General features: G+C 62.1%; 17 protein-coding genes. 14 read left to right on the plus strand and 3 right to left on the minus strand.

Features of this window, described 5'->3' with window-relative positions; translation table 11 throughout:
• Nucleotide 1 precedes the first annotated feature (1 nt).
• The 3 genes from PSH94_RS23720 (at nt 2) to PSH94_RS23730 (ending at nt 1,972) form a co-directional block, all read left to right on the plus strand.
• Nucleotides 2-967 carry an L-carnitine dehydrogenase gene (locus PSH94_RS23720; protein ID WP_305435909.1) on the plus strand — a complete coding sequence of 322 codons (966 nt, stop codon included), beginning with the start codon at nt 2-4 and terminating at the stop codon, nt 965-967.
• 13 nt (nt 968-980) lie between these two features.
• Nucleotides 981-1,457, plus strand: a complete 477-nt coding sequence (locus PSH94_RS23725) for a thioesterase family protein (protein WP_181080706.1) — start codon at nt 981-983, stop codon at nt 1,455-1,457.
• A 251-nt stretch (nt 1,458-1,708) separates the two neighbouring features.
• Nucleotides 1,709-1,972 (plus strand): hypothetical protein, encoded by a 264-nt coding sequence (locus PSH94_RS23730; RefSeq protein WP_181080705.1) that lies wholly within the window; start codon nt 1,709-1,711, stop codon nt 1,970-1,972.
• Between the two features lie 94 nt (nt 1,973-2,066).
• On the opposite strand, the gene PSH94_RS23735 is transcribed toward PSH94_RS23730, so the two are convergent.
• Together PSH94_RS23735 and PSH94_RS23740 are read right to left on the minus strand one after the other, a co-directional pair.
• On the minus strand, nt 2,067-3,170 hold the full coding sequence (locus PSH94_RS23735) for a GlxA family transcriptional regulator (RefSeq protein WP_060753382.1): 1,104 nt from the start codon (nt 3,168-3,170) through the stop codon (nt 2,067-2,069).
• Nucleotides 3,171-3,679: 509 nt separating this feature from the next.
• A complete protein-coding gene (locus tag PSH94_RS23740) occupies nt 3,680-5,056 on the minus strand; it encodes an L-serine ammonia-lyase (RefSeq protein WP_181080704.1) in 1,377 nt (458 codons plus the stop codon).
• Nucleotides 5,057-5,472: 416 nt separating this feature from the next.
• Between PSH94_RS23740 and PSH94_RS23745 the strand changes: the two genes are divergently transcribed.
• The 3 genes from PSH94_RS23745 to choV all read left to right on the plus strand — a co-directional run bounded on the left by PSH94_RS23745 (nt 5,473) and on the right by choV (nt 8,510).
• A complete protein-coding gene (locus PSH94_RS23745; protein WP_305435910.1) occupies nt 5,473-6,420 on the plus strand; it encodes a choline ABC transporter substrate-binding protein in 948 nt (315 codons plus the stop codon).
• 69 nt (nt 6,421-6,489) lie between these two features.
• Entirely contained in the window at nt 6,490-7,335 is an 846-nt protein-coding gene (gene choW / locus PSH94_RS23750) for a choline ABC transporter permease subunit (protein ID WP_016972877.1), read from the plus strand.
• Nucleotides 7,332-8,510, plus strand: a complete 1,179-nt coding sequence (choV, locus tag PSH94_RS23755) for a choline ABC transporter ATP-binding protein (RefSeq protein WP_266247203.1) — start codon at nt 7,332-7,334, stop codon at nt 8,508-8,510. The genes choW and choV overlap by 4 nt, the downstream gene beginning before the upstream one ends.
• Before the next feature lie 91 nt (nt 8,511-8,601).
• Here the strand turns inward: choV and PSH94_RS23760 are convergent, their stop codons facing one another.
• Nucleotides 8,602-10,536: a BCCT family transporter gene (locus tag PSH94_RS23760; protein ID WP_305437750.1), complete on the minus strand. Its 1,935-nt coding sequence runs from the start codon at nt 10,534-10,536 to the stop codon at nt 8,602-8,604.
• Nucleotides 10,537-10,922: 386 nt separating this feature from the next.
• On the opposite strand from PSH94_RS23760, the gene betI reads away from it, so the two are divergent.
• The 8 genes from betI to dbpA all read left to right on the plus strand — a co-directional run bounded on the left by betI (nt 10,923) and on the right by dbpA (nt 22,030).
• On the plus strand, nt 10,923-11,516 hold the full coding sequence (betI, locus tag PSH94_RS23765) for a transcriptional regulator BetI (protein ID WP_181080700.1): 594 nt from the start codon (nt 10,923-10,925) through the stop codon (nt 11,514-11,516).
• A gap of 109 nt (nt 11,517-11,625) precedes the next feature.
• Nucleotides 11,626-13,098: a betaine-aldehyde dehydrogenase gene (gene betB / locus PSH94_RS23770; protein WP_181080699.1), complete on the plus strand. Its 1,473-nt coding sequence runs from the start codon at nt 11,626-11,628 to the stop codon at nt 13,096-13,098.
• A 114-nt stretch (nt 13,099-13,212) separates the two neighbouring features.
• Entirely contained in the window at nt 13,213-14,916 is a 1,704-nt protein-coding gene (gene betA, locus PSH94_RS23775; RefSeq protein WP_181080698.1) for a choline dehydrogenase, read from the plus strand.
• A 204-nt stretch (nt 14,917-15,120) separates the two neighbouring features.
• The gene (locus PSH94_RS23780) at nt 15,121-16,563 is read left to right on the plus strand and encodes a TldD/PmbA family protein (RefSeq protein WP_305435911.1); all 1,443 of its coding nucleotides are present in this window, start codon (nt 15,121-15,123) and stop codon (nt 16,561-16,563) included.
• Nucleotides 16,563-17,879 (plus strand): TldD/PmbA family protein, encoded by a 1,317-nt coding sequence (locus tag PSH94_RS23785; RefSeq protein ID WP_181080696.1) that lies wholly within the window; start codon nt 16,563-16,565, stop codon nt 17,877-17,879. The genes PSH94_RS23780 and PSH94_RS23785 overlap by 1 nt, the downstream gene beginning before the upstream one ends.
• 294 nt (nt 17,880-18,173) lie before the next feature.
• Nucleotides 18,174-19,064, plus strand: a complete 891-nt coding sequence (locus PSH94_RS23790) for an alpha/beta fold hydrolase (RefSeq protein ID WP_253509669.1) — start codon at nt 18,174-18,176, stop codon at nt 19,062-19,064.
• Between the two features lie 35 nt (nt 19,065-19,099).
• A complete protein-coding gene (gene mdtD, locus PSH94_RS23795) occupies nt 19,100-20,506 on the plus strand; it encodes a multidrug transporter subunit MdtD (RefSeq protein WP_181080694.1) in 1,407 nt (468 codons plus the stop codon).
• Nucleotides 20,507-20,692: 186 nt separating this feature from the next.
• Nucleotides 20,693-22,030: an ATP-dependent RNA helicase DbpA gene (gene dbpA, locus PSH94_RS23800; RefSeq protein ID WP_305437751.1), complete on the plus strand. Its 1,338-nt coding sequence runs from the start codon at nt 20,693-20,695 to the stop codon at nt 22,028-22,030.
• The last annotated feature ends 65 nt before the right edge of the window (nt 22,031-22,095 follow it).

Below are 22,095 nucleotides of genomic sequence, written 5' to 3' on the forward strand. Positions count from 1 at the left end.
CATGCGCTTTATCACTGAGATCAAAACCTTCGCCGCCCTCGGCAGCGGTGTTATCGGCAGCGGTTGGGTGGCCCGCGCCCTGGCTCACGGGCTGGATGTGGTGGCCTGGGACCCGGCGCCCGGCGCCGAAGCCGCGTTGCGCAAACGCGTCGCCAACGCCTGGGGCGCTCTGGAGAAAAACGGTCTGGCCCCCGGCGCGTCCCAGGACCGCCTGCGCTTTGTCGCCACCATCGAAGCGTGCGTGAAAGACGCCGACTTCATCCAGGAAAGCGCCCCCGAACGCCTGGAGCTGAAACTGCAACTGCACCGCCAGATCAGCGCGGCGGCCAAACCCGATGCACTGATTGGTTCGAGCACCTCGGGGCTGTTGCCGAGTGAGTTCTACGAGGGCTCGACCCACCCGGAACGCTGCGTGGTCGGCCACCCGTTCAACCCGGTTTACCTGCTGCCGCTGGTGGAAGTGGTCGGCGGCAAACACACGGCGCCCGAGGCGGTGCAGGCGGCGATCACAGTGTATGAATCCCTGGGCATGCGCCCCTTGCATGTGCGCAAGGAAGTCCCTGGGTTTATCGCCGACCGTTTGCTTGAAGCGTTGTGGCGCGAGGCATTGCACTTGGTGAACGACGGCGTGGCGACCACCGGCGAAATCGACGACGCGATCCGTTTTGGCGCTGGCCTGCGCTGGTCGTTCATGGGCACTTTCCTCACCTATACCCTGGCGGGCGGCGATGCGGGCATGCGCCACTTCATGGCCCAGTTCGGCCCGGCGCTGCAGTTGCCGTGGACCTACCTGCCGGCGCCGGAACTGACGGACAAGCTGATCGACGACGTGGTCGATGGCACCAGCGCTCAACTGGGTACCCACAGCATTGCGGCGCTGGAGCGCTATCGTGATGATTGCCTGCTGGCGGTGCTAGAAGCGGTGAAAACCACCAAGGCCAGGCACGGCATGACCTTCGCCGAATAATGGAATGCAGACAATGCCCGCACTCACGACCTACACCACACAGATCCAGCCCGACTGGGTGGACTACAACGGCCACCTGCGCGACGCGTTCTATCTGCTGATCTTCAGCTACGCCACCGACGCACTGATGGACACCCTCGGCCTGGACAGTGAAAACCGCGAAGCCAGCGGCCATTCCCTGTTCACCCTGGAGCTGCACTTGAACTACCTGCACGAAGTGACACTCGGTGCCGAGGTTGAAGTGCATACGCAACTGATCGCCCATGACGCCAAGCGCCTGCACCTGTATCACAGCTTGCATCGGGTCGGGGATGGGCAGGAACTGGCCGGCAACGAACAGATGCTCTTGCATGTCGACCTGGCCGGGCCGCACTCGGCGCCGTTCGCCCAGGCGACACTGGAAAAAATCGCGGCCCTATGCACCGAGCAGGCCGACCTGCCGCGCCCGGCCCTGCTCGGCCGTGTCATCGGTTTGCCGCCCAGGAAATAGGCCAAAAAAAGCCCCGATCCAGCCGTGACGGGATCGGGGCAGAGGGCCTTGTGAGAGCGATGCATATCGAGGGTGACCAAACCTTCAAGCTGCTTGCTGAGGCCAGTGTGCCGGTTAGTGCGATCGGCAAATGGCCCGAAAACGACCTGCTCATAGCCATCTGAGGCATCCGCGCGGCGCGCCCTTGCCGATGCGGTCGGGGGCTACCAGAATCCAGGCAGATCCCCGCTCCCCTAACCAGGATAAACGTCATGATGCACGCGGATTTGATTGACCAGGATGACCTGCTGAGCCAATTGCGCTCGCTGGGTTTCGAGGTATCCAGCGGCGCCAGCGCCGAACAGGCGTGTGAGTGCGCGGTGCGCGGCTTGAGCGAAGCACGGGCCAAGGCGCTTAAAGGCATGGTCGAGCGGATGTACAGCGGCAGCGCGACGATTTTGCCGGCGGTGCGTCAGGCCATCGACAAGCAGTTGTTGCCGGCGTTGATGCAGTTCAAGCAGAACTCCGGGGCCTGACAGATGGCTATCGGGGGCAAGCCCCCTCCCACCTTTGACTGTGTTCACAAATCAAATGTGGGAGGGGGCTTGCCCCCGATACAGACGCCTCGGTTCAGAGCCTTACACTGGCAAACGTCGACTCATTACGCGCCTGGCTCAACGCCGACATCGGCCCCGACAACGGTGAAAGTACCAGCGCCTGCGGAATCGGCATCATCGCCACCTGCTGGGTGGTGTTGGAACCTACACGCTCATCCCGTGGCGGGATGCCGAAGTATTCGCGGTAGCACTTGGAGAAGTGCGGCGTGGAGACGAACCCGCACACCGAGGCGACTTCGATGATCGACATTGGCGTTTGCTTGAGCAACTGCCGCGCACGGATCAGGCGCAACTTGAGGTAGTAACGCGACGGCGAACAGTGCAGGTATTTCTGGAACAGCCGCTCCAGTTGACGCCGGGATACGGCGACGTAGACCGCCAGTTCGTCCAGGTCGATGGGTTCTTCCAGGTTGGCTTCCATCAGCGCGACGATTTCCTGCAATTTCGGCTGGTTGGTGCCGAGCATGTGCTTGAGCGGCACGCGCTGGTGATCCTGTTCGTTGCGGATGCGTTCGTACACGAACATCTCGGAGATCGCCGCCGACAGTTCACGGCCGTGATCGCGGCTGATCAGGTGCAGCATCATGTCCAACGGCGCAGTGCCGCCGGAACTGGTGAAGCGGTTGCGGTCGAGGGTGAACAGGCGTGTGCTCATGGACACACGGGGGAAGGCTTCCTGCATCGAGGCCAGGCATTCCCAGTGCACGCTGCAATCGAAACCATCCAGCAGGCCGGCACAGGCCAACGCCCAGCTGCCGGTGCACACCGCGCCGAGGCGACGGGATTGGCGTGCCTGGCTTTGCAGCCACGACACGTGCTCACGGGTGACGGTGCGCTGGATGCCCACGCCGCCGCACACGATCACCGTGTCCAGGGCCGGGGCCTTATGCATGGCGGCGTCGGGAGTGATCTGCAGGCCGTCGCTGGCCCAGACCTGGTTGCCGTCGACGCTCAGTGTGGTCCAGCGGTACAGCTCACGGCCGGACAGCTGGTTGGCCATGCGCAGGGGTTCCACTGCGGACGCCAGGGAAATCAGCGTGAAATTGTCCAACAGCAAAAAGCCGATGGATTGAGGCGCACGGTTCTGGGGTTGGGCCCCTGAGTTGAACGACGTCATCGCGGTATCTCCTCACACAAAGCGGGTGATGGCCTCAGGCGAGGCTCTTGTTATTGCACTCTTCGTCCTGACACGGCGAGAGGCTTTGAATTGATAGAGCAATTGCCGTGCCTAAATTTGAATGGCTATTCAATAACTCCTGAAAACGACCTGTTGACGCGTCTATGTAGCCCTTGCGTGAAGTACGGAATATGCCCGGAAAAGGACGTAGGAGCGGCTACCCTCAAGGGGTGTGAGCAGATCGGTAGCACTTGTGGGAAGGCGCTTTCAGCACGTAGGAAAACTCTGTCACCGCACGCACAGGGGACAGGTGGTCGGAGGGGAAATCGTTCGCGAGCTACTTATCTGTTTGCGACGCGCTAAAAGGTGGCGCGCGGGGATACTGGTGTTCACTTTTTGAGCAGTATTGTTTGAACTGCCGCTATCGGGGGCAAGCCCCCTCCTACCTTTGACTGTGTTCACAAATCAAATGTGGGAGGGGGCTTGCCCCCGATGCAGGCGACTCGGTCTTAACACTCGACCGCGCTGACCGCCAACCCACCCCGCGAGGTTTCTTTGTACTTGTCATGCATATCCGCCCCGGTATCGCGCATGGTGCGGATCACCCGGTCCAGAGAGATGAAGTGCTGGCCGTCGCCGCGCAGGGCCATTTGCGCGGCGTTGATCGCCTTGACCGCTGCAATCGCATTGCGCTCGATGCACGGCACCTGCACCAACCCGCCCACTGGGTCGCAGGTCAGGCCGAGGTTATGCTCCAGGCCGATTTCGGCGGCGTTGCACAGTTGCTCCGGCGTCGCGCCGAGGATCTCCGCGAGCCCGGCGGCGGCCATTGCGCAGGCGGAACCCACCTCGCCCTGGCAACCCACCTCGGCACCTGAGATGGAGGCGTTTTTCTTGCACAGAATGCCTACCGCTGCGGCGCCGAGCAGGTAGTCGACCACGTTGGCTTCGGTGACTTCTTCACTGAACTTCATGAAGTAATGCAGCACGGCCGGAATGATCCCCGCCGCGCCGTTGGTGGGCGCGGTGACCATCCGCCCGCCGGCGGCGTTTTCTTCGTTTACGGCCAGGGCGAACAGGTTGACCCACTCCATGGCGCTCAAGGTCGAGCCGATCACATTGGGCTTGTTCAACTCCTGCAGGCTGCGGTGCAACTTGGCGGCGCGGCGGCGCACGTTGAGGCCGCCGGGCAGGATACCTTCATGCTTGAGCCCCTGCTCCACACAGTCCTGCATGGCACGCCAGAGCTTCATCAGGCCGCTGCGGATTTCTTCTTCGGAACGCCACACTTTTTCATTGGCCATCATCAGTTCGGCGACACGCAAGTGGTGGGTCTTGCACAGCTGCAACAGCTCCACCGCGCTGGAAAAATCATAGGGCAACTCGGTGCGGTCCATATCCGCCACACCGCTGCGCGCCTGGGCTTGATCCACGACGAAACCGCCACCGACCGAATAATAGGTATCACGGTGCAATTCGCCGTGTTCGTCATACGCCACCAGGGTCATGGCGTTGGGATGGAACGGCAGGTTTTCGTCGAGCAGGCGCATGTCCCGCGCCCATACGAATGGCACCGGCAGGCGCCCATCGAGCAGCAGTGTGTCGGTTTCGCGCAGGGTGCTGATGCGACCGGCGATCTGCGACGGATCGATCGCGTCCGGCCATTCGCCCATCAAGCCCATGATGGTGGCGGTGTCGCTGCCATGGCCGATGCCGGTGGCCGACAGCGAGCCGTAGAGCTGAACTTCGATGCGCCGCACCTGTTCCAACCGTTCACGTTCACGCAGTGCCTGGACGAACAACGCCGCGGCGCGCATAGGCCCGACGGTGTGGGAACTGGACGGTCCGATGCCGATCTTGAACAGGTCGAAAACGCTGATAGCCATTGCCGTGAAACTCCTCATTGAGCACAGGCCAGGCATGAACAAGCTGCTACGCTCAGTTCGCCCAGATGGCGGCATCATCAAGGTTTTATTCGCTGCCACGGCGTCTCACACCGACGTAACCATGCTCACCAGCGTCGCCCGCGCGCGATCGCCTGTTTTGGCCGTTTTTAGCGGTGCAGATGGGCAAAATCCACGGTTTTGCCTTGGGAAAAACCTGTAAACGACGTCACCGACACTGGATACGACCCTCCCTGTACTGGATACGACGCCCCCTGTAGGCGTCTGATTTTCACTGGTACATGATCAGTTCCGACTCGTTTGCAAGGCACCGTGCCAGAGCTGTCGTCGCACGCTCCAACCGCAACACTGATAAAGCGCGGCACATGCCGCCAGAAAAAACACAGGAGTCTAGCCTCATGAAAGCTTCACCCTCGTTGTTGTTGGCCGCCATGCTGAGTCTGCCAGTCCTGGCGCACGCGGCAGAACCGGAACAGTGCAAGACCGTCAACTTCTCCGATGTCGGCTGGACCGACATCACCGTCACCACCGCGACCACCAGCGAAATCCTCAAGGCCCTCGGCTACAAAACCAAAACCACGATGATTTCCGTACCGGTGACCTACAAGTCCCTGGCCGACGGCAAGAACATGGACGTGTTCCTCGGCAACTGGATGCCGACCATGGAAAACGACATCAAGCCGTACCGTGATGCCGGCACCGTGGAAACCGTGCGCGCCAACCTGGAAAACGCCAAGTACACCCTGGCGGTGCCCGAGGCGCTGTACGACAAGGGCCTTAAGGACTTTGCCGATATTGCCAAGTTCAAGGACCAACTGGGCGGCAAGATCTACGGCATCGAGCCGGGTAACGATGGCAACCGCACCATCCAGACCTTGATCGACAAGAACGCGTTCGGCTTGAAAGACGCAGGTTTCAAGGTGGTCGAGTCCAGCGAAGCCGGCATGCTGTCCCAAGTGGACCGCGCCGCCAAGCGCGGCACGGACCTCGTCTTCCTCGGCTGGGAACCGCACCCGATGAACACCCGCTTCAAGATGAAGTACCTGACCGGTGGCGACGACTCGTTCGGCCCCAACTACGGCCAGGCGACCATCTACACCAACGTGCGCAAGGGCTACACCCAGGAATGCAGCAATGTCGGTCAGTTGCTGAAAAACCTGGTGTTCACCCTGAACATGGAAAGCACGCTGATGGGCAACGTCCTGGACGACAAAATGAAGCCCGACGCCGCCGCCAAGGCCTGGCTGCAGAAGAACCCGCAAGTGCTCGACACCTGGCTCGCCGGCGTCAACACCGTCGACGGCAAACCCGGCCTTGAGGCCGTCAAAGCTTACCTCGCCAAATAACACCCGCTGACCCCGGGGCGGTGCGCTGCCCCGGGATGTTTTCCCCTTCGCATGTGGACATTCACTACCATGCTGACTGAACAGAAAATCCCACTAGGCCAGTACATCGCTGCCTTCGTCGAATGGTTGACCCAACACGGCGCCAACTACTTCGACGCAATCGCATCGACACTGGAAACGATGATCCACGGCGTGACGTTTGCGCTGACCTGGTTCAATCCGCTGGCATTGATCGGTCTGATTGCGCTGCTGGCTCACTTTATTCAACGTAAATGGGGCCTGACTGTTTTTGTCATTGCCTCCTTCCTGCTGATCCTCAACCTGGGGTACTGGCAGGAAACCATGGAGACCCTCGCACAGGTGCTGTTCGCCACCCTGGTCTGCGTGGTCATCGGCGTGCCGCTGGGCATTGTTGCCGCGCACAAGCCACTGTTCTACACCATGATGCGGCCGGTACTCGATCTGATGCAGACCGTACCGACCTTCGTCTACCTCATCCCTACCCTGACCCTCTTCGGGCTGGGTGTGGTGCCCGGGCTGATTTCCACGGTGGTGTTCGCGATTGCCGCGCCGATCCGTCTGACTTACCTGGGTATCCGCGATGTACCGCAAGAGTTGATGGACGCCGGCAAGGCCTTTGGCTGCTCGCGCCGTCAGTTGCTCTCGCGCATTGAACTGCCCCACGCCATGCCGAGCATTGCCGCCGGCATTACCCAATGCATCATGCTGTCGTTGTCGATGGTGGTGATCGCGGCCCTGGTGGGTGCCGACGGCCTCGGTAAACCGGTGGTCAACGCACTCAACACCGCCGACATCGCCCTGGGCTTTGAAGCGGGCCTGGCAATCGTCTTGCTGGCCATCATGCTCGACCGCATCTGCAAACAACCCGATGCCAAAGTAGGGGGTGATGCATGAGCATTATCCGATTCGACAAAGTCGACGTGATCTTCTCCAAAGACCCACGCGAAGCGCTCAAGCTGCTGGACCAGGGCATGAGCCGTAACGAGATCCTGAAAAAGACCGGCCAGATCGTCGGCGTCGAAAAAGCCAGCCTGGACATCGAGAAAGGCGAAATCTGCGTGCTGATGGGCCTGTCGGGCTCCGGCAAGTCGAGCCTGCTGCGCTGTATCAACGGCCTCAACACCGTCAGCCGTGGCCAGCTGTTCGTGGAGCATGAAGGTCGCCAGATCGACATTGCTTCCTGCACCGACGCGGAGCTGAAAATGATGCGCACCAAGCGCATCGCCATGGTGTTCCAGAAGTTTGCCCTGATGCCTTGGCTGACGGTGCGCGAGAACATCAGCTTCGGCCTGGAAATGCAGGGCCGCCCGGAGAAAGAACGGCGCACGCTGGTGGACGAGAAACTTGAGCTGGTGGGCCTGTCCCAGTGGCGCAATAAAAAGCCCGACGAGCTGTCCGGCGGCATGCAGCAACGCGTCGGCCTGGCCCGCGCGCTGGCGATGGACGCCGACATCCTGCTGATGGACGAACCCTTCTCCGCCCTCGACCCGCTGATCCGCCAAGGCCTGCAGGACGAGCTACTGGAACTGCAACGCAAGCTGAGCAAGACCATCGTGTTTGTCAGCCATGACCTGGACGAAGCGCTCAAACTGGGCAGCCGTATCGCGATCATGAAGGACGGCAAGATCATCCAGTACAGCGTGCCGGAAGAGATCGTGCTGAACCCGGCGGACGACTACGTGCGTACGTTCGTGGCCCACACCAACCCGCTGAACGTACTGTGCGGCCGCAGCCTGATGCGTACGCTGGATAACTGCACGCGGGTCAATGGCTCGGTCTGCCTGGACCCGGGCGGCGATTCGTGGCTGGACCTGGCCGAAGGCAACACCATCCAGGGCGCGCGCCAGAATGGCGTGGTGATGAACCTGCAGAACTGGGCGCCAGGGCAAGCAGTGGAAGGTTTGGGCCGCGTACCGACCTTGGTGGACTCCAATATCGGCATGCGCGATGCGTTGCAGATTCGTTACCAGACGGGTAACAAGCTGGTGTTGCATGACAACAACAAGGTGGTGGGGATCCTCGGCGACAGTGAGCTCTACCATGCCTTGCTGGGCAAAAATCTGGGCTAACACACACTGCAAAACAACTGTGGGAGGGGGCAAGCCCCCTCCCACATTTTTTTCCCAGTGGGGTCAGTGACACCACCGGGCTTTCAACACATCAGCTATAGACACGGCCAAGGAGCTGCCGATGGCTTTCAAACTGATCGAGCACATCCCGAGTGATCTGCTCCGAGGTGAAGCCCATCAGGTCGTATTCCTGAGGCCCATTGTGCAGGTACACCTCGGCGCGGTAGTAGCGGGTGCGTTCTTCTTCAGGCACATCGCTCGGCGCCGACGAGTAAGCATCCAGGCTCACCTCATAGACGAACGGGTTGCCCTCTTCCATCTCGATACGCACCCCGATGCAACGCTTGGATTTACCCAGCAGCGTCTGCACTTGCAGCCCTTGCTCACGCAACGCGACGGCAGCCTCTTCCAGCGCCGGCGTAACGTGCTTGTCCATAAAGCGCTGCACCGTGCCCTGGCTCGGTTGCAGGTCCAGCGCGGTCAAACGCTCGCTGAACCCACGACGCCCGCGTTCGGCCAGTTGCGCCTGCTCCTGTTCGATCGCCGCATCCTGGCGCATGGCCTTGTGCAAACCGAACATGAAGAAAACCAGCACCACCGAGAACGGCAGCCCCGCCAGCACCACCATGGTCTGCATGGCTTCGAAGTTGCCGGCGAACAGCAAGCCGATGGTCACCAGGGTAATCACTGCCGACCAGAAGATCCGCAGCCAGTGCGGCGCATCCTCATCAACGTTGCCGCCCTTGCACGACAGATTGGCCATCATCACCGCGCCGGAATCCGCCGGAGTCAGGAACAGCACAAAGCCCACAAAGATCGACACACCGATCACGACTTTCGACGCCGGGTAATGCTCCAGCAACTGGTAGATCGCCATGGACGGCTGTTCCAGCGCGGTCTTACCCAGCTCCACCGCGCCCTGGTTAAGCACCAGATCCAGTGCCGAGTTGCCAAAAATCGACAGCCACGCCAGGGTAAAGCCCAGCGGGATCAGCAGCACGCCCGCCACCAGTTCACGCACCGTACGGCCACGGGAAATCCGCGCGATGAACATGCCCACGAATGGCGCCCAGGAAATCCACCAGGCCCAGTAGAACAGCGTCCACAGGCCCATCCAGCGTTCGGTCTTGGCGCCGTCGCCTTCGTACACGTACAAATCGAAGGTTTTCAGCACCAGGCCATTCATGTAGTCGCCGATGTTCTGCACGAAGCCGTTGAGCAGGTGCAGGGTCGGGCCGAACAACAGCACAAAGATCAACAAACCGCTGAACAGCACGATATTGAGGTTGGACAAGCGACGGATGCCGTTTTCCACCCCCGACACCGCAGCGATGGTGGCCACGGTGCTCATCACGATGATCACGATCAGCAGGTTGGTGTTGCTGTGCTGCATGCCGAACAGGTTCTCCAGGCCGGACGACACCTGCATCGCGCCGATGCCCAGGTTGGTCACCAGGCCCAGCAGCGTCACGAACATGCCGAAACCGTCCACCGCGTGGCCGGCCGCGCCCTTCACCCAGCGCTCGCCTACCAGCGGGTAGAGCGCCGAACGCAGGGCCAGCGGCTGGTTATGGCGATACGCGAAATACGCCACGGCCAGGCCGACCAGGGCGTAGATCGCCCAGCCGTGCAGGCCCCAGTGCAGAAAGGTCAGTTGCAGCGCCTGGCGCGCGGCCAGGTTGCTGCCGGCAACGCCTTCTGGCGGGTTGAAGTAATGATCCAACGGCTCCGAGGCACCGAAGTACAGCAGCGAAATGCCGATCCCCGAGGAGAACAACATGCCGGCCCAGGCGCCGTAGCTGAAGTCCGGGGTGTCGTCCTTGCTGCCCAGCTTCAATTTGCCGTAGGACGAAAACGCCAGCCCGACCACAAACACCAGGTACGCGGCGATGACCACCATGTAGTACCAGCCGAAGCTTTTGGACAGCCAGGCCTGGGCAATCCCGAGCAAGCGCCCGGCCTCCTGCGGGGCGGCGATCAGGACAATGGTCAACAACAGAATCAGCGCGGTAGAGGTGTAAAACACCCAACCGTTGACCCGGACCTTTTCCGGTGGGGTCTTTATTAGAGAGGCAGAACTCATGGCGCAGATGCTCCGGGCAGTGCGAAAGAGAAACACAAGGCAACGGTTATCCCGGGACATCGATTTTTCGGCAGTCGACGGACGGGTGTTATAAAGACACCCCGAAAATCCCCGCTGCGCCAAAACCGCGGCAGGCCCTTGAGCGGGCCCTTGCAGGGATGTTCCAGGTGTCGGATGTCGCTGGCTGAATGGGCTGAAAACCTGCCAGCAGCGACGATTTGTCGCAGAGCTTATTCTTTGTTGATTGAACGTTCAATCAAAACAAAATAGACTGGCCTTCAAGCCGATGGACGTGATCGCCCGTCGGCAGGCCTAAGGAGACGTGCTACATGCCCAAGGTCGGTATGCAACCCATACGCCGTCAACAGTTGATCGAAGCCACGTTGACGGCCATTGATCAAGTGGGGATGGCAGACGCCAGCATTGCGCTGATCGCCCGCCTGGCCGGTGTCTCGAACGGCATCATCAGTCACTACTTTCAGGACAAGAACGGCCTGATCGCCGCGACGATGCGCTACCTGATGAACGTGCTGATCGAGAACGTCCACGAGCGCAGGCTTGCGTTGGAGGATGACAGCCCACGGGCACACCTTCAGGTGATCGTCGCGGGCAACTTCGACGCCAGCCAGGTCAATGGCCCGGCAATGAAAACCTGGCTGGCCTTCTGGGCCGCCAGCATGCACCACCCGTCATTGCACAGGTTGCAGCGGATCAACGATCAACGTCTGTATTCCAACCTGTGCTGCCAGTTCCGCCGGGCGCTGCCGCTGCCGCAAGCACGCAGCGCGGCCCGCGGCCTGGCGGCATTGATCGACGGTTTGTGGTTGCGCGGCGCCCTGTCGGGAGACGCTTTCGACACGGAGCAGGCGCAACGCATCGCTTACGAATACATGGATTTCCAATTGGCCAAGCAGGTGAGTTAGAGCCCTTATAAATGCTCAACCCCTGAACGTCTGCCACGCAGTGATGCCACACCCTCATGGCCCGCTGTCGGCAGGTAACGCCAACCACTTATGCACTTGCGAGGACTTTATGGCCCGTTTCGACCTGCAAAAACTCTACATTGACGGCGGCTACAGCGACGCCGGCAGCGATGCCACCTTCGAAGCCATCAACCCGGCTAACGGTGAAGTTCTCGCCCAAGTGCAACGTGCAACGTTCGAGGACGTTGAACGTGCCGTGGTCAGCGCTGAAAAAGGCCAGAAAATCTGGGCCGCCATGACCGCCATGGAGCGTTCGCGCATCCTGCGCCGTGCCGTCGACATCCTGCGCGAGCGCAACGATGAACTGGCCGCACTGGAAACCCTGGACACCGGTAAGGCCTTCTCCGAAACCAAGTACGTCGACATCGTCACCGGCGCCGACGTGCTGGAGTACTACGCTGGCCTGGTGCCGGCCATCGAAGGCGAGCAGATCCCGCTGCGCGACACCTCGTTCGTCTACACCCGCCGCGAGCCACTGGGCGTGGTCGCCGGTATCGGCGCGTGGAACTACCCGATTCAGATCGCCCTGTGGAAATCCGCCCCGGCCCTGGCCGCCGGCAACGCGATGATCTTCAAGCCGAGCGAAGTCACCTCCCTGACCACCCTGAAACTGGCCGAGATCTACACCGAAGCCGGCGTTCCAGCGGGTGTGTTCAACGTATTGACCGGCAGCGGCCGTGAAGTCGGCACCTGGCTGACCGAGCACCCGCGGATCGAGAAAGTCTCGTTCACCGGCGGCACCGACACCGGCAAGAAAGTCATGGCCAGCGCGTCGAGCTCGTCGCTCAAGGAAGTGACCATGGAACTGGGCGGCAAGTCGCCGCTGATCGTGTTCGACGATGCCGACCTGGATCGCGCCGCCGACATCGCAATGATGGCCAACTTCTACAGCTCCGGCCAGGTCTGCACCAACGGCACCCGCGTGTTCGTGCCCAAGCACCTGCAGGCGGCATTCGAAGCCAAGATCGTCGAGCGCGTAGCCCGCATCCGTGTTGGCGACCCGCAGGATGACAACACCAACTTCGGCCCGCTGGTCAGCTTCGCTCATATGGAAAGCGTGCTGGGCTACATCGCCAAGGGCAAAGAGCAAGGCGCGCGCCTGCTGTGCGGCGGCGATCGTCTGACCGACGGCGATTTCGCCAAAGGCGCCTATGTCGCCCCGACCGTGTTCACCGACTGCACCGATGACATGGTGATCGTGCGTGAAGAAATCTTCGGCCCGGTGATGAGCATCCTCACCTACGAGACCGAAGAAGAAGTGATCCGCCGCGCCAACGACACCGACTTCGGCCTGGCCGCAGGCCTGGTGACCAAGGACCTGAACCGCGCCCACCGCGTGATTCACCAACTGGAAGCGGGCATCTGCTGGATCAATGCCTGGGGCGAATCCGACGCGAAGATGCCGGTGGGCGGCTACAAGCAATCGGGCGTGGGTCGTGAGAACGGCATCAGCTCGCTGAACAACTTCACCCGCATCAAATCGGTACAGGTTGAGCTGGGCGATTACGCATCAGTGTTCTGATGAGCCTCAAGCGGCGAGCTTCAAGCTGCAAGCTCGCCGCACCTCCCAGATACACCGCTCGCTGCTCTTTCTTGCAGCTTGAAGCTTAGAGCTTGCCGCTCTAAAGGAGACCCCATGACTCAAGAATACGACTACATCATTGTTGGCGCAGGTTCTGCGGGCAACACTTTAGCAACCCGCCTGACCGAAGACGAAGGCGTCACCGTCCTGCTGCTGGAAGCCGGCGGCCCCGATTATCGTCTGGATTTCCGTACCCAGATGCCAGCCGCCCTGGCGTTCCCGCTGCAGGGCCGTCGCTACAACTGGGCCTACGAGACGGATCCGGAGCCGCACATGGACGGCCGCCGGATGGAATGCGGTCGCGGCAAGGGCCTGGGTGGCTCGTCGCTGATCAACGGCATGTGCTACATCCGTGGCAACGCCATGGACTACGACAACTGGGCAAAGCTGCCGGGTCTGGAAAACTGGACCTACCTCGACTGCCTGCCGTACTTCCGCAAGGCCGAAACCCGCGATATCGGCCCCAACGATTACCACGGTGGCGACGGTCCGGTCAGCGTGACCACGCCCAAGGCCGGCAATAACCCGCTGTTCCACGCCATGGTCGAAGCCGGCGTGCAGGCCGGCTACCCGCGTACCGAAGACTTGAACGGTTACCAGCAGGAAGGTTTCGGCCCCATGGACCGTACCGTCACGCCGAACGGCCGTCGCGCCAGCACTGCACGCGGTTACCTGGACACGGCTAAAAAGCGTTCGACGCTGACCATCGTCACTCACGCCCTCACCGACAAAGTCTTGTTCGAAGGCAAGCGCGCGGTGGGCGTGCGTTACCTGATCGGCGCCGCCGAAGAACGCGTTGAAGCCCGCGCGCGCAAGGAAGTGCTGGTATGCAGCGGCGCCATCGCCTCGCCGCAGTTGCTGCAACGCTCCGGCGTCGGCCCGGCCAAATTGCTGGAAAGCCTGGATATCCCGGTGGTCCACGACCTGCCCGGCGTCGGCGAAAACCTGCAGGATCACCTTGAGCTGTACCTGCAATACGCCTGCACCCAGCCAGTATCGCTGTACCCGTCGCTGCTCTGGTACAACCAGCCGGCCATCGGTGCCGAATGGCTGTTCAACGGCACCGGTATCGGCGCCAGCAACCAGTTCGAAGCGGGCGGGTTTATCCGTACCCGTGAAGAGTTCGAATGGCCGAACATCCAGTACCACTTCCTGCCGGTGGCGATTAACTACAACGGCAGCAACGGTGTGAAAGAGCACGGCTTCCAGGCGCACATGGGTTCCATGCGCTCGCCGAGCCGCGGCCGCGTCCAGCTGAAGTCGAAGAACCCACGGGACTACCCGAGCATCCTCTTCAACTACATGGCCACCGAACAGGACTGGCAGGAATTCCGCGACGGCATCCGCCTGACCCGGGAAATCATGCAGCAGCCGGCGCTGGACCCTTACCGTGGGCGCGAAATCAGCCCAGGCATCGACGTGCAAACCGACGAGCAACTGGATAAGTTCATCCGCGAGCACGCCGAAACCGCGTTCCACCCGTCCTGCTCGTGCAAGATGGGCACCGACGAGATGGCGGTGGTGGACGCCGAAGGCCGCGTGCATGGCATGCAAGGTCTGCGTGTAGTCGACGCGTCGATCATGCCGATCATCACCACCGGCAACTTGAACGCGCCGACGATCATGATCGCCGAGAAAATCGCCGACAAGATCCGTGGCCGCCAGCCGCTGCCGCGCAGCACCGCCGACTACTACGTGGCGGGCGACGCGCCGGTGCGTGGCAAGCCGTTGCGTGAAGTGGGGCCGACTGCGCAGTAACCCACTCCCTGTGGCGAGCGGGCTTGCCCCGCGCTGGAGTGCGTAGCGCTCCCAAGATTTTTGGGGCCGCTGCGCAGCCCAGCGCGGGACAAGCCCGCTCGCCACAGGGGCACTTGTCACAAAGAATTACCTTTCCTTGATCAGCCCCCAGCCCGGGCCTACTCTGTTGCCTGCCCGCACCGAGCCGCCCACAAGGAAGGCCCCATGTTCGACCACCACGCCACACTTAAAAAACATTTCGGTGCCCTGCGCACCACCGCCGACTTCTTCTCCCTGCGCTACGTGCGCGAATCCGGCCAGTACCTGTCGGTGCGCAAGAATGTCGCCGAACCACCGCACCTGAACCACGACGAGGGCGTCATGCTCACCGTGCGTCTCAACGGTGTGGAAGCCTACGCCGCGACCCACGATATTTCCCTGGCCGGCCTGCAAGCCGCTCTTGAACGCGCCGAACAACAGGCCCTGCTGATCAAGTCCCATGCGCTGCTCGACCTGCGCGACCAGCACGCGTCCAGCGACGTGGCCGACTACCTGTCTCCCGAACTCGACCAGCCCTTCCCTTCCCTGAGCGACTGCTACCAACTGCTGGGCGACGAGTCTGCCGCCGTGCCGAAAGACGATCGCCTGGTCAGTTGGGACGTCAGCCTCGGCCTGACCCACGTCGAGCAGATCTACCTCAACAGCGCCGGCGCCGAGCTGCGCCAGGCTCAGCGTTTTGTGTTCCCCGGCGTGAGCGTTACCGCCTACGACAGCAATGACAGCCAGACCCGCACCCTGGGCGGCAGCAACTTCGGCCAGCAAGGCGGTTATGACGTGATCAGCCGCTTCGGCCTGATCGGCGCCGCGCCACGGGTGGCCGACGAAGCCCTGCAACTGCTGCTGGCGCCCAATACGCCCCAGGGCCCGCGCGACCTGCTGCTGATGCCCGACCAGATGATCCTGCAGATCCACGAGTCCATCGGCCATCCGCTGGAGCTGGACCGCATCCTCGGCGACGAGCGCAATTACGCCGGCACCAGTTTCGTCAAAGCCAGCGACTTCGGCCACCTGCAATACGGCTCCAGCCTGCTCAACGTGACGTTCGACCCAAACATCCCCGAACAGCTCGCCAGCTACAGCCATGACGACGACGGCACCCGCGCCAGCAAACAATTCCTGATCCGCGAAGGCTTGTTGCTCAAGCCGCTGGGCGGGGCGTTGTCGCAATTGCGCGCCGGCATGGGCGGTGTGGCCAACAGCCGCGCCAGCAGTTGGAACCGCCCACCGATCGACCGCATGGCCAACCTGAATATCGAGGCCGGCGACCAGAGCCTGGCACAGCTGATTGGTGGTATCGAAAGCGGCATCCTGATGTCGACCAACCGTTCGTGGTCCATTGACGACGCGCGCAACAAGTTCCAGTTCGGCTGCGAATGGGGCCAGTTGATCGAAAACGGCGAACTCAAAGGCGTGGTCAAGAACCCCAACTACCGCGCCATTTCCGCGCAATTCTGGCGCAACCTCAGCGCGGTGGGCGACGCCAGTACCTTTCAGGTGCTGGGCACGCCCAACTGCGGCAAGGGCGAGCCCAACCAGGTGATCCGCGTCGGCCATGCCTCGCCGGCCTGCGTATTCAGTCATGTCGACGTATTCGGGGGAGCTGCCTGATGCATGATTTCAAGGCATTGGTGGAGTGGCTCAAGCAGGCCCTCACCGACCAGGAACAATTTCACCTCGGCTACGCGGCGGAAGCCTCCGAGTTCGTGCGTTTCAATCATGCCAAGGTGCGCCAGGCAGGGCAGGTGCAGCAGGCCAGCCTCAATCTGAAACTGATCAGCGACGGCCGGCATGCCGACCTCGCCATCACCCTGGCCGGCGAACCTGCGCTGGACCGTCAGCGCCTCGCCGAAGGTTTGCAGCAACTGCGCGAAACCTTGCCGTTGTTGCCGCAGGACCCGTACCTGCTACTCAACCCCACCGCCTGGCAAAGCAGCAATGAGCAGGCTCGGCCGTTGCCCGAGCTGGCTCGGGTGCTGCAAGACATCAGCCAGGCCGCCGACGGTGTTGACCTGGTCGGCATCTATGCCGCCGGCCCTATCAGTCGTGGCTTTGCCAGTTCAAACGGAGCGTTCGGCTGGCACCAGGCCAATAGCTTCAACTTCGATTTCAGCCTGTTCCATGCCAATGGCGAAGCGGTCAAAGCCAGCTATGCCGGGCACACCTGGGACAGCGTCGAATTCGCCGCGCGCCTGCAGCAGGCGCGCGAGCAATTGGCATTCCTCGACCGTGCGCTGCACCCGTTGCCGCCCGGCCAGTACCGCGCCTACCTGGCGCCCGCCGCGCTGGAAGAAATCATCAGCATCATCACCTGGGGCGGGTTCTCCGCCCAAGCCATCGCCAGCAAAGGCAGCTCGCTGCAACGGCTGTACGCCGGTGAGCAACACCTGAGCCCGCTGGTGACGGTAAGCGAACAGATCAGCGGCTCCCTGAGCCAGGCGTTCTCCACAGAGGGCTACCCGCGCAGCGACGTGACGCTGATCAACGCCGGCAAGGCCTGCGGCCAACTGGTCAATTCGCGCAGCGCCGCCGAATACGGCCTGAGCGCCAACGGTGCCAGCAGCGACGAATCCCCCAGCGCCCTGCAAATGGCGGCGGGAAGCCTGGCCCAGGCCGATATCCTCAAGCAGCTGGGCACCGGGTTGTATATCAGCAACCTGTGGTACCTGAACTACTCGGACCTGCCGGCCGCACGCCTGACCGGCATGACACGCTTCGCCACGTTCTGGGTGGAGGACGGCGAGATCAAGGCGCCCGTCAGCACCATGCGCTTTGATGACAGCGTCTACAGCCTGCTCGGTTCCCAATTGGAAGCACTGACCGCCGAGCGAGAGTTACTGCTGTCACCCAGTACCTACGGTCAGCGCAACACCGCTTCCAATCTGTTACCGGGGGCGCTGATAAAACGCCTGACCCTGACGTTGTAAATACTCTCCCTGTGGGAGGGAGCTTGCTCCCGATAGCGGTGTTCAACCAAGTGCTCATTGACTGACACGCCGCTGTCGGAGGCAAGCACCCTCCCAGATTGTCTTGTGCTGATTTCAGACAGCTCGGTTTTACCCGTTCCTACGGCCATTTCTCTTGCGCACCGCGCGCGCGGGCGGCCTGTTGTCGCCTGTGGAAAACCTCGTTATAAGGGTTAGTGGCATCCCGCCACCTCGCCCGCGTGCCTGCACGCACTGCATGACCTTGTCCGGGGAAGGACAAGCTGGAGCGTTGACATGAACCATGGAAGTTTTGTCATTGAACAGCTGTACAAGCACTACAACGTCCACGTAGAGCGACTGGGAAACGATCCACACAAGAACACCGTCCTGCTGGTCAACGGAGCGCTCGCCACCACGCGTTCCTTTGCGCGTACCGGCAAGTGCCTGGCCGAGCACTTTAATGTGCTGCTGTTCGACCTGCCGTTCTCCGGTTATTCGCGCGAACACAACCTCAACCTCGACCTGGTCACCAAGGACGACGAAGTGCAGATCCTGCGGGCGCTGGTGGAGCGCTTCGAGGTCAACCATCTGGTGTCGGCCTCCTGGGGTGGCATTTCCACCCTGCTGACCCTGGCGCATAACCCACCCTCCATCAAAAGCTCTGTAGTGATGGCGCTGGCGCCCAACCTCAACCAGGCCATGCTCGACTACGTGGACCGCGTGCGCGTGCTGATCGAGGCCGATGACAAGTCCGCCGTCGGCCATTTGCTCAACGAAACGGTGGGCAAATACTTGTCGCCGCGCCTCAAGCGCAACAACCATCGGCACCTGTCGAGCATGGCGACCACCGAGTACCGCCAGGCGCGCTTTCATATCCACCAGGTAATGGCGATGGGCGACGGCAACTACCTGCCGGCGCTGCGGCAAATCGAAACGCCAGTGCATTTCCTCAACGGCGCGCTGGACGAATACACCCCCGCTGCCGACGCTCAACTGTTCAAGCAGTATGTGGGGCGCAGCAGTTATTCGGTGGCGCAACACACCGGTCACCTGCTGGATCTGGAATCGCGCGAAGCCGCCCTGGCGGTGCATCGCGCGCTGTTGGATTTCCTGGTGGGCAAGCACGCGGTGTTGTCGGATTTAGACGAACCGCCAGTGGGAAAAGGCGCCACGGATGGCGCATAATCGCCGACACATAGCCGGCTGACAAAAGGTCCCCCATGCCCGATCGCGCCCCTCTCGATGCCAAGACCGCCCGATGGCTCCCCTGGGTGGTGGCGATTGCCTTCTTCATGCAGTCGCTGGATGGGACGATTCTGAACACCGCCCTGCCGGCCATGGCCCGGGATCTCGCGGAAAACCCGTTGCGCATGCAGGGGGTGGTGATCGCCTACATGCTCACCGTCGCCTTGCTGATCCCGGCGTCGGGTTGGATCGCCGACCGTTTCGGCACCAAGAAGATTTTCTTCGGCGCGATCATGCTGTTCAGCATCGGCTCGCTGCTGTGTGCGCTGTCCAGCAGCCTGACCATGCTGGTGGGCGCGCGCGTGGTGCAGGGTTTGGGCGGCGCACTGATGCTGCCGGTGGGGCGCCTGGTGGTGCTGCGCGCCTACCCGCGCTCCGAGCTGGTGCGGATCATGGGCTTCATTACCATCCCTGGCCTGCTCGGCCCGCTGCTTGGCCCGACCATGGGCGGCTGGATGGTGCAATACCTGACCTGGCACTGGATCTTTCTGATCAACCTGCCGGTGGGCATACTCGGGTGCTATGCCGTGTGGAAATTCATCCCGGACCTGCGCGGCAGTGAACGCACGCGCTTTGACGGGTTGGGTTTTGTGCTGTTTGGTGCGGCGATGGTGCTGATCACCATCGCCATGGAGGGCCTGGGCGAACTGCACCTGCCGCATCTGCGGGTGATGTTGCTGCTGTTCGGCGGGCTGGCGTGCCTGGCGGCGTACTGGCTGCGCGCCGGGCATATCGACAACCCGCTGTTCTCGCCGGTGTTGTTCAAGACCCGCACCTTTGCCGTGGGCATTCTGGGCAACCTGTTCGCGCGCCTGGGCAGCGGCGCGCTGCCGTTCCTGGTGCCGCTGCTGTTGCAGGTGGCGCTGGGGTATTCGCCGTCGCAGGCGGGCATGAGCATGCTGCCGTTGGCGGCGGCCGCGATGTTCGCCAAGTCCGTGGCGCGGCCGCTGATCGAACGCCTGGGCTATCGGGTGGTGCTGACCGGCAACACATTGGCGCTGGGCATCATGCTGGCAAGCATGGGCCTGGTCAGCGAGCAGACACCCTACCCTCTGCTGCTGGGCATGCTGGCAGTGCTCGGGGCGATCAACTCCCTGCAGTTCACCGCGATGAACACCGTGACCCTGATCGACCTTGACGATGCCCAGGCCAGCAGCGGCAACAGCCTGCTGTCGGTGGTGGCGCAACTGTCCCTGAGCCTCGGCGTGGCCTGCGCCGGTGCGCTGCTGGGCGGGTTCACCGCCGAAGCCGGCAACGACGGCGTCAACAGCGTGCTCGGCGCGTTCCAGTTGACCTTCCTCACCGTGGGCGTCATGGCAATGCTGGCGGCGGCGATCTTCCTGCAACTGGAGCCTAAAGGCAGCCTCAAGCGGCAAGCTTGAAGCTGCAAGAAAAGCTTCAAGCTTGCCGCTTGCCGCTCATAACTTGCCGCTGCCCCCCATCCCCTCGTCTGAACCATGCGAAAAAACCTACGGGGGGCTGCTACACTGCGCGACATTTTGTTTTGCAGAGCCAGTCCCGTGACTACCATCGCCACCGCTTTTAATACTTTGCCCCTGTCCGCCGCCATGCTGGCTAACCTCGACTCGCTGGGTTATGTCGAGATGACGCAGATCCAGGCGCAAAGCTTGCCGGTGATCCTCAAGGGGCTGGACCTGATTGCCCAGGCGAAGACCGGCAGCGGCAAGACCGCCGCCTTCGGCATCGGCCTGTTGAACCCGATCAACCCGCGTTACTTCGGTTGCCAGGCGCTGGTGATGTGCCCGACCCGCGAGCTGGCCGACCAGGTGGCCAAGGAAATCCGTCGCCTGGCCCGCGCCGAAGACAACATCAAGGTGCTGACCCTGTGCGGCGGCGTGTCCCTCGGCCCACAGATCGCCTCCCTGGAACACGGCGCCCACGTGATCGTCGGCACTCCGGGCCGCATCCAGCAGCACTTGCGCAAGGGTTCGCTGGTGCTGGACGGCTTGAACACGCTGATCCTCGATGAAGCCGACCGCATGCTCGACATGGGTTTCTACGACGCCATCGAAGACATCATCAGCAAGACTCCGCCGCGCCGCCAGACCCTGCTGTTCTCGGCCACCTACCCGGTGAGCATCAAGCAACTGGCATCCAAGTTCATGCGCGCGCCGCAGCAAGTGAAGGCCGAAGCGTTCCACTCCGACGATCAGATCGAGCAGCGTTTCTACGAGATCTCCCCGGAAGAGCGCATGGACGCGGTGACCAAAGTCCTGGCGCACTTCCGTCCGGCCTCGTGCGTGGCGTTCTGCTTTACCAAGCAGCAGGTGCAGGAGACCGTCGACCACCTGACAGCCAAGGGCATCTCCGCCGTCGGCCTGCACGGCGACCTGGAACAGCGCGACCGTGACCAGGTTCTGGCGATGTTCGCCAACCGCAGCACCTCGGTGCTGGTGGCGACCGACGTCGCCGCACGGGGCCTGGACATCGACTCGCTGGACATGGTGATCAACGTCGAACTGGCCCGCGACTCGGAAATCCACATCCACCGCGTCGGCCGTACCGGTCGCGCCGGTGAGACCGGGATTGCCATCAGCCTGGTAGCGCCGTCCGAGGCGCACCGTGCCCAGGCCATCGAGCAGCTGCAGAAATCGCCGCTGAACTGGGAGCAACTGGACAACCTCAAGCCGCAAAGCGGTGGTCCACTGCTGCCGCAGATGAGCACCCTGTGCATTGCCGCGGGCCGCAAGGACAAGGTTCGTCCAGGCGACATCCTCGGCGCGCTGACCGGCGAAGCCGGTATCCCCGGCGCCCAGGTCGGCAAGATCGCGATCTTTGATTTCCAGGCGTTCGTAGCCGTGGAACGCGGCATCGCCAAGCAGGCGTTGCAGCGTTTGAACGACGGCAAGATCAAGGGCCGCTCGTTGCGCGTGCGGATCCTGTAACCCGATCTGCGACCTATATGAAGATCCAATGTAGGAGGGGGCTCGCCCCCTCCTACAGTTTTGAT

This window comes from Pseudomonas sp. FP2254, assembly GCF_030687695.1.
Classification (GTDB): Bacteria; Pseudomonadota; Gammaproteobacteria; order Pseudomonadales; family Pseudomonadaceae; genus Aquipseudomonas; species Aquipseudomonas quebecensis.

Bases quoted from the DNA above. Each gene is read 5' to 3' on its own strand.
- PSH94_RS23720 (WP_305435909.1), top strand. From the start codon at position 2: ATGCGCTTTATCACTGAGATCAAAACCTTCGCCGCCCTCGGCAGCGGT.
- PSH94_RS23725 (WP_181080706.1), top strand. From the start codon at position 981: ATGCCCGCACTCACGACCTACACCACACAGATCCAGCCCGACTGGGTG.
- PSH94_RS23730 (WP_181080705.1), top strand. From the start codon at position 1,709: ATGATGCACGCGGATTTGATTGACCAGGATGACCTGCTGAGCCAATTG.
- PSH94_RS23735 (WP_060753382.1), bottom strand. From the start codon at position 3,170: ATGACGTCGTTCAACTCAGGGGCCCAACCCCAGAACCGTGCGCCTCAA.
- PSH94_RS23740 (WP_181080704.1), bottom strand. From the start codon at position 5,056: ATGGCTATCAGCGTTTTCGACCTGTTCAAGATCGGCATCGGACCGTCC.
- PSH94_RS23745 (WP_305435910.1), top strand. From the start codon at position 5,473: ATGAAAGCTTCACCCTCGTTGTTGTTGGCCGCCATGCTGAGTCTGCCA.
- choW (WP_016972877.1), top strand. From the start codon at position 6,490: ATGCTGACTGAACAGAAAATCCCACTAGGCCAGTACATCGCTGCCTTC.
- choV (WP_266247203.1), top strand. From the start codon at position 7,332: ATGAGCATTATCCGATTCGACAAAGTCGACGTGATCTTCTCCAAAGAC.
- betI (WP_181080700.1), top strand. From the start codon at position 10,923: ATGCCCAAGGTCGGTATGCAACCCATACGCCGTCAACAGTTGATCGAA.
- betB (WP_181080699.1), top strand. From the start codon at position 11,626: ATGGCCCGTTTCGACCTGCAAAAACTCTACATTGACGGCGGCTACAGC.
- betA (WP_181080698.1), top strand. From the start codon at position 13,213: ATGACTCAAGAATACGACTACATCATTGTTGGCGCAGGTTCTGCGGGC.
- PSH94_RS23780 (WP_305435911.1), top strand. From the start codon at position 15,121: ATGTTCGACCACCACGCCACACTTAAAAAACATTTCGGTGCCCTGCGC.
- PSH94_RS23785 (WP_181080696.1), top strand. From the start codon at position 16,563: ATGCATGATTTCAAGGCATTGGTGGAGTGGCTCAAGCAGGCCCTCACC.
- PSH94_RS23790 (WP_253509669.1), top strand. From the start codon at position 18,174: ATGAACCATGGAAGTTTTGTCATTGAACAGCTGTACAAGCACTACAAC.
- mdtD (WP_181080694.1), top strand. From the start codon at position 19,100: ATGCCCGATCGCGCCCCTCTCGATGCCAAGACCGCCCGATGGCTCCCC.
- dbpA (WP_305437751.1), top strand. From the start codon at position 20,693: ATGCTGGCTAACCTCGACTCGCTGGGTTATGTCGAGATGACGCAGATC.